The sequence below is a fragment of the Streptomyces sp. A012304 genome (assembly GCF_026008495.1).
Lineage (GTDB): Bacteria > Actinomycetota > Actinomycetes > Streptomycetales > Streptomycetaceae > Streptomyces.
In genome coordinates, this window is record NZ_BQUN01000120.1 from 49730 (window position 1) to 62927 (window position 13198).

Sequence of the window (13198 nt, forward strand, 5' to 3'; positions counted from 1 at the left end):
GATCAGCGGGTGCGCATTAGCGATCGAACGTGCGTCGGACACACGAACGACGCCTGGCCGGGACGGATCCCGGCCAGGCGTCGAAGAGTGAGCAGCGGTTCAGTCGTTGGCGACCACGGGGTAACGCGGCTCGTTCTCGGCCATCTGCCGCAGCGCGTCCTTGCGTTCGCGCTTGGAGAGACGGTCGATGTAGAGGTACCCGTACAGGTGGTCGGTCTCGTGCTGCAAACACCGAGCGAAGTAGCCGGTGCCGCGCACCTTGATCGGGTTGCCCTTCTCGTCCTGGCCGGTCACCTCGGCGTAGTCGGGCCGGGCGAGCGGCGCGTAGGCCGTGGGCACCGACAGACAGCCCTCGTTGCTGTCGTCCAGCCGGCGCTTGTCGGCGGGCAGTTCGACGAGCTTGGGGTTGCAGACCACGCCGACGTGCCGCACGCCCTCGTCGTCGGGGCAGTCGTAGACGAAGACCTTCAGGTCGACGCCGATCTGGTTGGCGGCCAGGCCCACGCCCTCGGCGGTGCGCTGGCTGGCGAACATGTCGTCCACCAGCTTCAGCAGCTCGTCGTCGAACTCGGTGACGTCCTTGCACTCCTTGTGCAGCACCGGGTTCCCGACCACGGTGATCGGCCGCGAGGTGCCGCGCTCGCGGTACGCCCGCTCCCGCTCCTCCGTGTCCCCGGTGTCGATGACGAAGCCCTCGTCGTCCACGGGGAGCACGCCCGCGTGCTGCTGATCGGTGTCCTGCTGCGCCATGACCGACGTATGCCTTCCTGGAAAACTGGAGGTGGTGCTGATACAGGGTACGGGGATCGGTCAGCAGACCTCTTCCAGATCCCGCCAATCCCTGGAGTCGGGGGAGTCCGCGACCCACCCGTCCAGCAACCCCCTCACCAGGGAAGCCGGCGCCGCCACCCCGCACTCCCGCTCCGGCACCCACAGCTGCCCGTCGGTCCGGTGCCCCAGCGGCCCCGGGTGACCCGGCTCGCTGTGGTCGTGGGGATCGAGATGGTCGCCGTCGCCCTCGTCGGACGGCATCCGCGACTCCGAGCACATCCGGCACAGCAGCCGCACCGACGACGACCAGTCCTCGGCCGCGAACCCGGCGTCGGCGGCGAGCTGCTCCAGCGCGTCCCGGTCGGCCTCGGTGGCGGCCTCCAGCAGAACCACCCAGGTCGGCACCGGAGAGGGCGCCCACAACTCGATCTCGTCGAAGACGGGGTAGGCGTGCCCCGCCGAGGTGGTCCGCTCGCCGTGCGGCACGCCGTCGTGCAGGACGACCTCGCCCCAGCGCCGACCGGACGACGGCAGCGGGATCGACAGCACCTCCATCCGGGCGGGGTCCAGCCGCCGCCCCCACACCACCTCGGCCTCCCCCTCGGGCGACAGCCGTACGACCGCGCTGCCCAGGTCCATGCCGACGGGCTCGCCGGAGGCGGTCGCCCCGCCCGGCACGTGCAGCCCGTAGGCCTGCCAGGCGCGGCGGGCCAGCGGCCAGTCCTGGAGGGCGGTGGCGGCGATACCGACGTTCCACCAGTCGGGCGCGCCGGTCTCCCGGTCGAGCAGGGCCACCGCGCGCAGACCGGCGGTACGGGCCTGCTCCCAGTCGTGGCGGAACTTGTGCAGCAGCGCGAGGTTGAACCAGGACTCCGACAGCCAGGGCTCCAGGTCGGCGGCACGTGTCAACAGCGCGCCCGCGTCCTCGTACCGGCCGTCGCCGATCAGCGTGAACGCCCGATCGGTGGCCTGCCGCCAGGAGGCGGAGGGCCGGTGCCGTCCCTTGCCGAAGATCCTCACGATTCCCGCCTGCCAGTTCCGTGACGTGGGCTGGCCAGTGCCCCCGGACACTCTCTCCCTCGCATCCAACCACGTATGGCTGGAAGGGCGCTCATTACCCATGGGTTACCCGCCCAAAGGCAAGGTCAGACCGCCCCCGGAGGGCAGGGTCAGACCGTCCCTGGACAGTACCCCGGCCAGCGCCTCCACCACCTCGGGGGCGTACTGCCCGCCCGTGCCCAGCCGCAGCTCCTCCAGGGCGGCCAGTGCCCCGCCGGGGCCGGCGTCACGGGCCTTCTCCTCGTAGGCGTTGACCACCCGCACGATCCGCGCGGCCCGCGGCTGCTCCGGGTAGGGGTCGGCCTGCCGCTCCACGACCGTCGCGACCTGCGCGCCCGCCCCGGTCTGGCGCACGACGGCCCCGCCGAGCAGCGCGATCCTGCGCTGTTCCTCCAGCGGCAGCCCGGCCGTGGCCCCGGCCGGCACCGGGTCGACGAGGCTGAGCTGCCCGATGTCGTGCATCAGCGCCGCGTACTCCAGCACGGTCAGCTCGGGCTCCGTGAGCCCCAGGTCACGGCCCACGGCCAGGCTGAGGGCGGCGACCCGGCGGGCGTGCCCGGCCGGGGTGTACCCGGCGATCTCGGTGGCCCGGGCCAGGGAGGCCATGGTCTGCCGGTAGGTGGCGCGCACGGCGGCGTACCGGCGCAGGGACATCTGTGTGAGCAGCAGCGGCACCGAGAACACAGGCAGCGCCCACAGCCCGACGACGGCCACCGCGAGCGCCATCACCGCGCCCGTCGCGCACACCGCCGACCCGATCCCCGGCACCGAGCGCAGCTCCTCGCGCAGCAGCGGGCCGAACGGCCAGCCGGTGCGGCAGTGCGCGAGCGCGGCGGCGACCACGGCGTCGCACAGCGCGGTGAGGACCAGCAGCGCGAGCAGCAGCAGCGCGTACGCCGGGCCGCTCCAGCCGTCGAACACCCCGCGGTTGTAAAGGGGCTGGAAGCACACGGCGGCGAAGCCGACGGCCAGCACCCGGCGGACCAGGTGGTCCAGGACGGGTCCCCGCCCGCGCGCCAGGTGCGGCACGCTGCCCAGCAGGGAGGCGGCGACGACCACGGACACCACCTGGGCGACGCCGTGGTGCGTGGGCTGCCCGGCGTGCTCGCCGAGCAGCGCGTACGCCAGCGACGCGGCGGCCCCGAGCGGCGCGTGCTCCCGCAGGGCGGGCCCACTCCTGGAGGTTCCACCGCCGGAGCGGGGGCGGGAGTGCGGCAGGGCCAGTTCGCCGACGACCACGAGGACCCCGAAGGCGAGCGCGACCGGCCGCTCCTCGACGCCCGTGCGGAAGGTGACCAGGAGGGAGACGGTGGCGAGGACCGCGGCCGTGGTGTGCAGGGCGACGAGCGGGCATCGGAAGGTCATCGGCGGGCTCCGGGCCGGTCGGGGACGGGAGCCTGGGGCGGCACCGACGGCCGGGTCTCGTCGGCGGTCACGACCGGATGCCAGCCGTCGCGTTCGACGACCCGGGCCAGCGCGTCGACCATCCGGGGGTCGAACTGGCTGCCCGCGCACCGCTGGAGCTCCTCCAGCGCCACCGGCACCGGCCGGGCCCTGCTGTAGCAGCGCGTCGAGGTCATCGCGTCGAAGGCGTCCGCGACCGCCACCACCCGCGCGCACTCCGGGATCTGGCTGCCGACCAGCCCGTAGGGGTAGCCGCTGCCGTCGACCCGCTCGTGGTGGTGGAGGATCGCCGAGCGGGCCTCACCGAGGAAGGAGATGCCCCGGGTGATCTCATGGCCGTACTCGGGGTGCAGTTCGATCACGCGCCGTTCCTCGGGGGTCAGCGGCCCGTCCTTGCGCAGCAGCCGGGTGGGGACGCCGAGCTTGCCCACGTCGTGCAGGATCCCGGCGAAGCGGAGCACCTCGACGCGGCCCTCGTCCATGCCGAGTTCGCGCGCGATCAGCATCGACGCCTGGCCGACCCGCTCGCTGTGGCCGCGGGTGTAGCCGTCCTTGATGTCGACGGCCTGCACCAGCGCGCGGATGGTGGCCTGGTGGGCGGCCCGCTCGCGGTGGTACTGCGCGAACACCCACCAGGAGACGCCCATCGGGAACAGCACCAGCAGCGCGGCGACCGGCCCGTAGGGGCTGCGCCACAGGACGGCCATCATCAGTCCGGCGAGTCCGTGCACCGCCACCGGTGCGAGCAGCCGCAGGAACAGTCCGTGCCAGGCCCGCCGCAGCGGCAGCCCCTCGGCCAGCGCGAGGATCCCGCCGTCGAGCGTGGCGAGGACGAGGCAGAACACCAGCACGGCGGCGCCCGCCGACAGCAGGGCGCGCGGCACGTCGGACGCCATGACGGCGTCCCGGGTGTCCAGCGCGCAGTGCATCGCGGCCGCGGCCCACACGCCGATCACCAGATGGGCGGCCCGCCAGATCCGCCGCAGCAGGAAGGGCCGTTGTTCGACGAGCAGGAGCAGTGCGCCGGGCAGCGGGACGAGCGCGGCGGCGGGCGGCGGCAGCAGGAAGGTCCCGGCGAGCAGCACGGGGTAGAAGGTGCCGGCGAACCAGCGCCGGGCGATCTGCTCACCGCCCGCGTACAGCGCGGCGAGCAGCACGACGGCCCACCAGGGCGTGGATATCGTCGGCAGCGGCGCCAGACAGATCAGCGCCCCGAGGGCGACGCAGACGACGTACGCGCGTGCCCGCGACGGAATCCCCTCCATGTCGCCCTCCCCCGGCCACACTTTCTCCAGGCTCCGGAGCCTAGGGTGGCGGGGGGCGGCGACACGGGCGTATCAGTCGCGGATTAGCACATTCGGGTGACGGTGTCCGACTCCCGGGCGGTCAGGACTCCTGAGGGGTCGCTGTCACGTCGTGCTCGGGCACGGCCTGGCCGGAGCGGATCAGGTCGATCCGGCCCATGACCTTGGCGCGCAGGTCGGTGGGCACGTCGTCCTGTCCGCAGCACCGCTTGACCAGCTTCTTCACGGCCTGCTCCAGGCCGTACTTCTCCAGGCAGGGCGAGCACTCCTCGAAGTGGTGCTCGAACTTCGTGCAGTCGGCGTCCGGCATCTCTCGGTCCAGGAACTCGTAGAGATGGTCCAGGACCTCACTGCAGTCCGTCTCGTGCGGCTCTCCGCAGCTCATGAGCCCGAGCCTTTCGCTTCGTCCGACTCTCCGGCGCCGGCCGGGACCAGTCCGCGCTCACGCGCGTAGTCCTCGAGCATGCCGCGCAGTTGCCGGCGGCCCCGGTGGAGCCGGGACATCACCGTACCGATGGGTGTCCCCATGATGTCCGCGATCTCCTTGTAGGCAAAGCCCTCGACGTCCGCGAGATACACGGCGATGCGGAACTCCTCGGGGATCGCCTGGAGCGCTTCCTTCACGTCCGAGTCGGGCAGATGGTCCAGCGCCTGCGACTCGGCGGAGCGCAGACCGGTCGACATGTGCGACTCGGCGCGGGCCAACTGCCAGTCCTCGATCTCCTCGGCCGCGCTGCGCTGGGGTTCGCGCTGCTTCTTGCGGTAGGAGTTGATGAAGGTGTTGGTGAGGATCCGGTACAGCCAGGCCTTGAGGTTGGTGCCCTCGCGGAACTGGTGGAAGGACGCGTACGCCTTGGCGTAGGTCTCCTGCACCAGGTCCTCCGCGTCCGCCGGGTTGCGCGTCATGCGCAGCGCGGCGGAGTACATCTGGTCGAGGAACTCGAGCGCGTCCCGCTCGAAGCGCGCGGTGCGCTCGGCGGGGGTCTCCGAACCCGTGTCCACGCTCACGCCCTGGCCCTCGGGCAGCTCCGCCTGGCCGTTGTCGGTCCCTGCGTCGGTACCGGTGACCGGACCCACCTCCTCAAGATCGCGGGCAGAACCCATGCCGGTCCCGCTCGAATCGGAGGATAGACGACTACCCGCGCCTGCCGCCGCTCGAATAGGAGCGGTCTTGGCCGCGTGCAGCACCGTCCAGTCCAGATCGGCACGGCTGCTGCGGCTCGGGCACATAGTCGAACCCATGCGGCGGACTTCCTCTCCCCATGACGTCGGTGCTGCGTGTTCAGCACTTCTGTCGGGCTCAACAGCGGTCCGCCCCGCAACATTCCCCGTTCTTTACCCGAGGACGGCTCGCCCGAGTGACCCGACCCACCGGACGACCGCCGACGTGACGATCTCCAGGGCCTCTTCCTGGCTGATTCCGGCCCGTTTGGGCACGGCGAGGCCGTGGTCGGCGTACGGCACCTCGACCAGTTCGTGGTCGCCCTCGGGGAACTCGCCGGGCCGGCCGAAGGAGTCGTTGCCGCCCTGGACGACGAGGGTGGGCACCCCGGCGCCGAGCAGTTCGCCGGCGCGGGACTTCTCCGGCCTGCCCGGCGGGTGCAGCGGGAAGCCGAGGGCGAGGACGGCGTGGGCACCGAGCTCTCCGGCGGTGCGGCAGGCCACCCGGGCCCCCGCCGACCGGCCGCCGGAGATCACCGGCAGGCCGGGCTTCGTGACCGCCGGCCAGATCCCGCGCCAGCCGGCGTCCAGGGTCTTCGGCGCGGGCGCCACCTTCTTGCCGGCCACCCGCCAGGGCTGCTCGACGAGCGCGACGCTCACCCCGTGCCCGGGGAGCACGGCGGCGAGGGCCTGGAGGTCGCGCGCCTCGATGCCGCCGCCGGCGCCGTGGCTCACCGCCAGCACCAGCCGGGGCTTCCTCGCCTTGTGCCAGGTGACGCGGGCGTCCCCCACGTCCGTGGTGATGATCTCGGTGGTCACATCAGAACAGTGTGCCCTCCTCGGGCCCCTCCAGCTCCTTCAGCAGCTCGGGGCCGTTGTTGCGGACGTTGCTGACGGCCGTGGACACCGGGTAGGCGCGCATCAGGCCGGCCGGCGGGGGCTCCAGCAGGGAGCGCAGGTCCTCGGCGTCGGTGCGGGAGGGGTCCAGCCAGGCGTCCCAGCGGTCGGGGGTGAGCATCAGCGGCATCCGGGGGTGGATGTCGGCCAGGGTGCGCGGGCCCTCGGCGGGCGACCCGGCCAGCGGGGTCGTCTCCGCCTCGGTGGTGAGCACCGAGCAGGTCACCCACCAGGCGCGCGGATGGTCGTCGGGCAGCGTGCGGTCCCGCCAGAACTCGTACAGCCCGGCCATCGCGAAGACCGAGCCGTCGGCGGGCAGGACGAAGTACGGCTGCTTGCGCGGCCGTTTCTTGCGGCCCTCGACCTCCAGCTCCCGTTCCTGCTGTCCGGTGACCCACTCGTAGTAGCCGTCGGCGGGCAGGATGCAGCGCCGGGCGGCGAAGGCGCGGCGGTAGGACGGCTTCTCGTGGACGGTCTCCGAGCGCGCGTTGATCATCCGGGCGCCGCCCTCGGGGGTCTTCGCCCAGGACGGGACCAGGCCCCAGCTGAGCTTGCGCAGCTGGCGAACCGGACGCGGGTCCTCCACGTCCTTCAGAGGACGGTCCAGGACCGCGTAGACCTCCTTGGTCGGGGCGACGTTGTAGTCGGGCGCCAGGGTCTCCTCCGGCTCCCACTTCTCGATCTCGAAGATTCCTGCGAGATCCTCGGGGCTGCGACTCGCTGCATACCGTCCGCACATGCGTGCCACACTGCCAGACTCCGTACGACGAGAGGGAGCCACCTAGACATATGGACAGCACCGCCGCCACCGCGCTGCCCGACCTCTGGGACCGTCTCGTCGGCACCCAGACCGACCCGGATCTGTGGGTGGTGTTCGCCACCATGGTGGCGGCGCTCGCCATGGTCCTCCCCCACACCCTGTGGCGGGTCTCCCGCAACGCGATCACCATCGCCCACGAGGGCGGTCACGGCCTGGTCGCCCTGCTGACGGGCCGCACCCTGACCGGCATACGGCTGCACTCGGACACCAGCGGCCTGACCGTCAGCCGCGGCAAGCCGCACGGCCTCGGCATGATCCTGACGGCGGCGGCCGGCTACACCGCTCCCCCGCTGCTGGGCCTGGGCGGTGCCTCCCTGCTGAGCGCCGGACGCATCACGCTGCTGCTGTGGCTGGCGACGGCCCTGCTGGTGGCGATGCTGGTGATGATCCGCAACGCCTACGGCGCGCTGACGGTGGTCCTCACCGGCGGCACGTTCCTGGTGGTGTCGTGGCTGACCGGGCCCCAGGTGCAGGCGGCGTTCGCGTACACGGTGGTGTGGTTCCTGCTGCTGGGCGGGGTACGGCCCGCCTTCGAGCTCCAGGCGAAGCGCTCGCGCGGTGGCGCGGGCGACTCGGACGCGGACCAGTTGTCACGCCTGACGCACGTACCGGCCGCGTTGTGGCTGTTCCTGTTCCACGCGGTGTCAGTGTGTTCGCTGCTGGGCGGGGGGCGCTGGCTGCTGGAGGTGTGAGGCCCCCGTCCGGCCCCGCTCGGGGGCGCGACCAGCCACGACGTCGCCGCACTCGAACCGTGGCCTCCTTATACAGTGGGGCCATGGCCCCACACCCCGCCCACACCGGCCTCTGGCCCGCCCCGCACGCGAGCGAGGCCGTCGACGCGACGGTCCACGTGCCGGGGTCCAAGTCGGTCACCAACCGCGCCCTGGTCCTCGCCGCGCTCGCCTCCGAACCGGGATGGCTGCGCCGCCCCCTGCGCTCCCGCGACACGCTGCTGATGGCCGGTGCCCTGCGCGCGATGGGCGTGGGCATCGAGGAGGGCGTGGGTCCCGACGGCACGGGTGAGGCCTGGCGGGTCCTCCCGGCGGGGCTGCGCGGCCCGGCCACCGTCGACGTCGGCAACGCCGGCACCGTGATGCGGTTCCTGCCGCCGGTCGCCGCGCTCTGCGACGGCCCCGTCCGCTTCGACGGCGACCCCCGTTCGTACGAACGCCCCCTGAACGGCGTCATCGACGCGCTGCGCGTGCTCGGCGCCCGGATCGACGACGACGGCCGGGGCTCGCTGCCGCTGACGGTGCACGGCTCGGGCGCGCTGGACGGCGGCCCGGTGGAGATCGACGCGTCCTCGTCCTCGCAGTTCGTGTCGGCGCTGCTGCTCTCCGGCCCGCGCTTCAACCAGGGCGTCGAGGTCCGCCACACCGGCTCCACGCTGCCCTCCATGCCGCACATCCGGATGACCGTCGACATGCTGCGCGGGGTCGGCGCCCAGGTGGACACCCCGGAGTCGGGCGGCGAGCCGAACGTCTGGCGGGTCACGCCGGGCGCCCTGCTCGGCCGGGACCTGACCATCGAGCCGGACCTGTCCAACGCCCAGCCGTTCCTGGCGGCCGCGCTGGTGACCGGCGGCCGGGTGCTGGTCCCCGACTGGCCGGCCCGCACCACCCAGCCGGGTGACCGGCTGCGGGAGATCTTCACCGAGATGGGCGGTTCCTGCGACCTGACCGAGTACGGCCTGGTCTTCACCGGCACCGGCTCGATCCACGGCATCGATGTCGACCTGGGCGACGTCGGCGAGCTGGCCCCGGGCGTCGCGGCGGTCGCCGCCCTCGCGGACTCCCCGTCCACCCTGCGGGGCGTGGCCCATCTGCGGCTGCACGAGACGGACCGGCTGGCCGCGCTGACCAAGGAGATCAACGAGCTCGGCGGTGACGTCACCGAGACCGCCGACGGCCTGCACATCCGCCCGCGCCCGCTGCACGGCGGCACCTTCCACACCTACGACGACCACCGCATGGCCACGGCCGGAGCGGTCATCGGCCTCGCCGTCGAGGGCGTGCTGATCGAGAACGTGGCGACCACCGCGAAGACACTGCCGGACTTCCCCGAGCTGTGGACCGGGATGCTCGGGGTTTAGGGACTTCGCCATGCGCCGCTACGGCAAGCACACCGACGAGGACGACATCCGCAGCCGTCCGAACCGCAAGGGCAACCGGCCGCGGACGAACATCCGGCCCAAGCACGAGGACGCCGCCGAAGGCATGGTCCTCACCGTCGACCGGGGCCGTCTGACGTGCCTCGTCGAGGACCGGATCGTGATGGCGATGAAGGCCAGGGAACTCGGCCGCAAGGCGGCGGTCGTGGGCGACCGGGTCGCGCTGGTGGGCGACATGTCCGGGAAGAAGGACACGCTCGCGCGGATCGTGCGCATCGAGGAACGCACCTCGGTGCTGCGCCGCACCGCGGACGACGACGACCCCTACGAGCGTGTCGTCGTCGCCAACGCCGACCAGCTGGCGATCGTCACCGCCCTGGCCGACCCCGAGCCCCGCCCCCGCCTGATCGACCGCTGCCTGGTCGCGGCCTTCGACGGCGGCCTGGAGCCGCTGCTGGTGCTGACCAAGTCGGACCTGGCCTCGGCGGACAAGATGCTGGAGCTGTACGGCGACCTGGACATCCCGTACGTCGTCACCAGTCGTGAGGAACTGGAGGACGGCGGCGCGGCGGACCGGGTGCGCGAGTATCTGGCGGGGCGGATCACGGCGTTCGTGGGTCACTCGGGCGTCGGTAAGACGACTCTGGTCAACGCGCTGGTCCCGGAGGACCGGCGGCGCCTGACCGGCCATGTCAACGCGGTGACCGGCCGCGGCCGCCACACCACGACCTCGGCTTTGGCCCTCCCCCTGGCGGGAACCGACGACTGGGTGATCGACACCCCGGGCGTACGCTCCTTCGGCCTCGCGCACATCGACCCGTCCCGCGTGATCCACGCCTTCCCGGACCTGGAGCCGGGTACGGCGGCCTGCCCGCGCGCGTGCAGCCACGACGAGCAGGACTGCGCGCTGGACGCGTGGGTCGCCGAGGGCCACGCGGATCCGGCGCGGCTGTACTCCCTGCGGCGGCTGCTGTCCACGCGCGAACGCACGGAGGGCGACTGACCTCCGCGTTGTTTGTGAGTGGCTGAGTCCGGTAAGTGCATAATCGCACCGAGCCGCATACACGGGAGGACAGCACATGGCGTGGCTGCTGGTCATCGTCGCGGGCCTGCTCGAGACCGGCTTCGCCGTCTGCCTGAAGCTGTCGCACGGTTTCACCCGGCTGTGGCCGACCATCGCCTTCTGCGTGTTCGCCCTCGGCAGCTTCGGCCTGCTGACCCTCTCGCTGAAGAAACTCGACGTCGGCCCGGCGTACGCCGTCTGGACCGGCATCGGCGCGGCGGGCACCGCGATCTACGGCATGATCTTCCTCGGTGACCTGGTGTCGACCCTGAAGATCGTCTCGATCAGCCTGGTGATCATCGGTGTGATCGGACTGCAACTGTCGGGGTCGGCGCACTGAGGACGCCGCCGAGCGACGCGGCGCGTCACGCGGCTAAGAACGCAGCGCGCCCTGGATGAGGTCGGCGACGCCGCCCTGCTCCGGCGGAGCGGCCACACAGGACAGGGCGAGCCGGACGACGAGTTCGCAGGAGCGCACCAGGTCGGCGGTGTCCGCCCGGGCGGCGCCGGGTCCGCCGAGCGCGGCCACGGCTCGGTCGCGGACGGTCGCCACGAGTTCGCCGGGCGAGGGCAGCGGGCCGTCCGCCCGCCGCTGCGCCGGGACCACGGAGGAGGACGGCACCGCCGAGAGGGTCGGCGAGGGCAGTCGCTCGCTCCAGAAGCCGGTGAGGATGGCTCGTACGAGCACGTTGTCGCGGGCGGCCGAGGTGGTCCACTCGGCGGCGGCGGTGAGCCGTTCCCGGTGGTCGCCGTGCACGGCCAACGCCCGCTCGATCCCGGCGAGATAGCCGTCGGCCTCCCGCCGCACCAGCGCGCGGGCCAGCCCTTCCTTGCTGCCGAACTCGTTGTACAGGGTCTGCCGGGACACCCCGGCCGCCGCCGCGACGTCCACCATCCGCACGGCGGCCCACGGCCGACGCGCGAGCGCCGTGAAAGCGGCGTCCAGTAGGGATTCCCGCGCTGCAGGCATCATCGCCTCCCCACGGCGAGCGACTCTGGGCCCAGACTTGACGCGCCCGCAGGCACTGTCAAGGGTGCGCGCGACCGCCGGGGCGGTGAAGCGACGGGCGGCCGTGCGCGGGGCACGGGCCGCACCGCCGGCCTCGGGCCACGCGACGGCCCCCCAGTACCGACGCCTGGCCTGCTCAAACCCCCTGTCCGCCCATCGGCCCCCGCTGGCCCCGCCGCGGCCGGGCCGGATAGCGTTCCCTCCATGCCGGACTACCTCGACGACCTCCGCCTCGCGCACGTCCTCGCGGACGCCGCCGACGCCGCCACCATGGGCCGTTTCAAAGCCCTCGACCTCAAGGTCGAGACGAAACCGGACATGACCCCGGTGAGCGAGGCCGACCGGGCGGCCGAGGAACTCGTCCGCGGCCAGCTCCAGCGCGCCCGCCCGCGCGACGCGATCCTCGGCGAGGAGTACGGCGTGGAGGGCACCGGCCCCCGCCGCTGGGTGATCGACCCGATCGACGGCACCAAGAACTACGTGCGCGGCGTCCCCGTCTGGGCCACCCTGATCTCCCTCATGGAGGCGGCGGAGGGCGGCTACCAGCCCGTCGTCGGCGTCGTCTCGGCGCCCGCCCTCGGCCGCCGCTGGTGGGCCGCGAAGGGCCACGGCGCCTTCACCGGCCGCAGCCTCTCCTCGGCCACCCGCCTGCACGTCTCGCGGGTGTCGAAGCTCGCGGACGCCTCCTTCGCGTACTCCTCCCTCTCCGGCTGGGAGGAGCAGGGACGGCTGGACGGCTTCCTCGACCTCACCCGAGAGGTGTGGCGCACGCGCGCGTACGGCGACTTCTGGCCGTACATGATGGTCGCGGAGGGTTCGGTCGACCTGTGTGCCGAACCCGAGCTGTCCCTGTGGGACATGGCGGCGAACGCGATCGTCGTGACGGAGGCCGGCGGCACCTTCACCGGCCTCGACGGCCGCCCGGGCCCGCACAGCGGCAACGCGGCCGCCTCGAACGGCCTGCTCCACGACGAGCTGCTGGGGTATCTCAACCAGCGGTCCTGATCCGCACAGACGAGCGCGCACGCCCTCAATTGGCCACGCGCGCCCTCTTGTTGACCCTCCCTTTGCCTGCGACTCTGAGAGCACCCCCACTTGTGAACTTGTGAACCGCTGAACTATCCGAGCGGTTCCTGGAGGTGACTCGGAACCCATGCTGGAAGAACCCCTGCTGGAACGCGACGAACCCATGCTGGTACGCGACGCCATGAGCACCCTGGTCCTCGTCATCGGCCCCGACCACACCCTCCGCCAGGCCGCCGCCCTGATGTCCGCCCGCCGCGTCGGCGCGGCCGTGGTCCTCGACCCGGACGCCGGCGGCATCGGCATCCTCACCGAGCGCGACGTCCTGAACTCCGTCGGCCTCGGCCAGAACCCGGACACCGAGCGCACCCACGCCCACACCACCAACGACGTCGTCTTCGCCACCCCGACCTGGACCCTGGAGGAGGCGGCCCGCGCCATGGCCCACGGCGGCTTCCGCCACCTCATCGTCCTCGACGGCGGCGAACCGGCCGGGATCGTCTCGGTCCGCGACATCATCCGCTGCTGGGTGCCCGCCAGGCAGCCCGCGTCGGCCCTGTGAACACGCGGGCGGGGG

The 13198-nt window shown here is 72.5% G+C and carries 15 protein-coding genes; 6 read left to right on the plus strand and 9 right to left on the minus strand.

Annotation, left to right across the window (positions count from 1 at the left end):
• Positions 1 to 99 precede the first annotated feature (99 nt).
• The 8 genes from def to ALMP_RS32320 form a co-directional block, all read right to left on the minus strand.
• The gene (gene def / locus ALMP_RS32285; protein ID WP_264934913.1) at positions 100 to 750 is read right to left on the minus strand and encodes a peptide deformylase; all 651 of its coding nucleotides are present in this window, start codon (positions 748 to 750) and stop codon (positions 100 to 102) included.
• A 60-nt stretch (positions 751 to 810) separates the two neighbouring features.
• Positions 811 to 1791: a hypothetical protein gene (locus tag ALMP_RS32290; RefSeq protein ID WP_264934915.1), complete on the minus strand. Its 981-nt coding sequence runs from the start codon at positions 1789 to 1791 to the stop codon at positions 811 to 813.
• 105 nt (positions 1792 to 1896) lie between these two features.
• Complete coding sequence (locus tag ALMP_RS32295) at positions 1897 to 3195, minus strand: HD-GYP domain-containing protein (protein ID WP_264934917.1); 1299 nt, start codon at positions 3193 to 3195, stop codon at positions 1897 to 1899.
• On the minus strand, positions 3192 to 4499 hold the full coding sequence (locus ALMP_RS32300) for an HD-GYP domain-containing protein (protein WP_264934919.1): 1308 nt from the start codon (positions 4497 to 4499) through the stop codon (positions 3192 to 3194). Before ALMP_RS32300 ends, ALMP_RS32295 begins: the two co-directional genes overlap by 4 nt.
• 121 nt (positions 4500 to 4620) lie before the next feature.
• A complete protein-coding gene (rsrA, locus tag ALMP_RS32305; protein ID WP_264934921.1) occupies positions 4621 to 4923 on the minus strand; it encodes a mycothiol system anti-sigma-R factor in 303 nt (100 codons plus the stop codon).
• Positions 4920 to 5615 carry a sigma-70 family RNA polymerase sigma factor gene (locus tag ALMP_RS32310; RefSeq protein ID WP_264934960.1) on the minus strand — a complete coding sequence of 232 codons (696 nt, stop codon included), beginning with the start codon at positions 5613 to 5615 and terminating at the stop codon, positions 4920 to 4922. Before ALMP_RS32310 ends, rsrA begins: the two co-directional genes overlap by 4 nt.
• A 258-nt stretch (positions 5616 to 5873) precedes the next feature.
• Positions 5874 to 6518 (minus strand): alpha/beta family hydrolase, encoded by a 645-nt coding sequence (locus tag ALMP_RS32315; RefSeq protein WP_264934922.1) that lies wholly within the window; start codon positions 6516 to 6518, stop codon positions 5874 to 5876.
• 1 nt (position 6519) lies between these two features.
• On the minus strand, positions 6520 to 7335 hold the full coding sequence (locus ALMP_RS32320; RefSeq protein WP_264934923.1) for an SOS response-associated peptidase: 816 nt from the start codon (positions 7333 to 7335) through the stop codon (positions 6520 to 6522).
• A 50-nt stretch (positions 7336 to 7385) separates the two neighbouring features.
• Between ALMP_RS32320 and ALMP_RS32325 the strand changes: the two genes are divergently transcribed.
• The 4 genes from ALMP_RS32325 (at position 7386) to ALMP_RS32340 (ending at position 10929) form a co-directional block, all read left to right on the plus strand.
• The gene (locus ALMP_RS32325; protein ID WP_264934924.1) at positions 7386 to 8108 is read left to right on the plus strand and encodes a M50 family metallopeptidase; all 723 of its coding nucleotides are present in this window, start codon (positions 7386 to 7388) and stop codon (positions 8106 to 8108) included.
• Positions 8109 to 8191: 83 nt separating this feature from the next.
• Positions 8192 to 9508 (plus strand): 3-phosphoshikimate 1-carboxyvinyltransferase, encoded by a 1317-nt coding sequence (gene aroA / locus ALMP_RS32330; protein WP_264934926.1) that lies wholly within the window; start codon positions 8192 to 8194, stop codon positions 9506 to 9508.
• A 10-nt stretch (positions 9509 to 9518) separates the two neighbouring features.
• Positions 9519 to 10529 carry a ribosome small subunit-dependent GTPase A gene (gene rsgA, locus ALMP_RS32335; RefSeq protein ID WP_264934927.1) on the plus strand — a complete coding sequence of 337 codons (1011 nt, stop codon included), beginning with the start codon at positions 9519 to 9521 and terminating at the stop codon, positions 10527 to 10529.
• Between the two features lie 76 nt (positions 10530 to 10605).
• A complete protein-coding gene (locus ALMP_RS32340; RefSeq protein ID WP_264934928.1) occupies positions 10606 to 10929 on the plus strand; it encodes a multidrug efflux SMR transporter in 324 nt (107 codons plus the stop codon).
• 33 nt (positions 10930 to 10962) lie between these two features.
• Here ALMP_RS32340 and ALMP_RS32345 read toward each other — a convergent pair whose 3' ends face one another.
• The gene (locus ALMP_RS32345) at positions 10963 to 11562 is read right to left on the minus strand and encodes a TetR/AcrR family transcriptional regulator (protein WP_264934930.1); all 600 of its coding nucleotides are present in this window, start codon (positions 11560 to 11562) and stop codon (positions 10963 to 10965) included.
• Positions 11563 to 11802: 240 nt separating this feature from the next.
• Here ALMP_RS32345 and hisN point away from each other — a divergent pair, with 240 nt between their 5' ends.
• Positions 11803 to 12603: a histidinol-phosphatase gene (hisN, locus tag ALMP_RS32350; RefSeq protein ID WP_264934932.1), complete on the plus strand. Its 801-nt coding sequence runs from the start codon at positions 11803 to 11805 to the stop codon at positions 12601 to 12603.
• Positions 12604 to 12787: 184 nt separating this feature from the next.
• Positions 12788 to 13183, plus strand: coding sequence for a cyclic nucleotide-binding/CBS domain-containing protein (locus tag ALMP_RS32355; RefSeq protein ID WP_264934961.1), 396 nt, complete (start codon positions 12788 to 12790; stop codon positions 13181 to 13183).
• Positions 13184 to 13198: the final 15 nt, after the last annotated feature.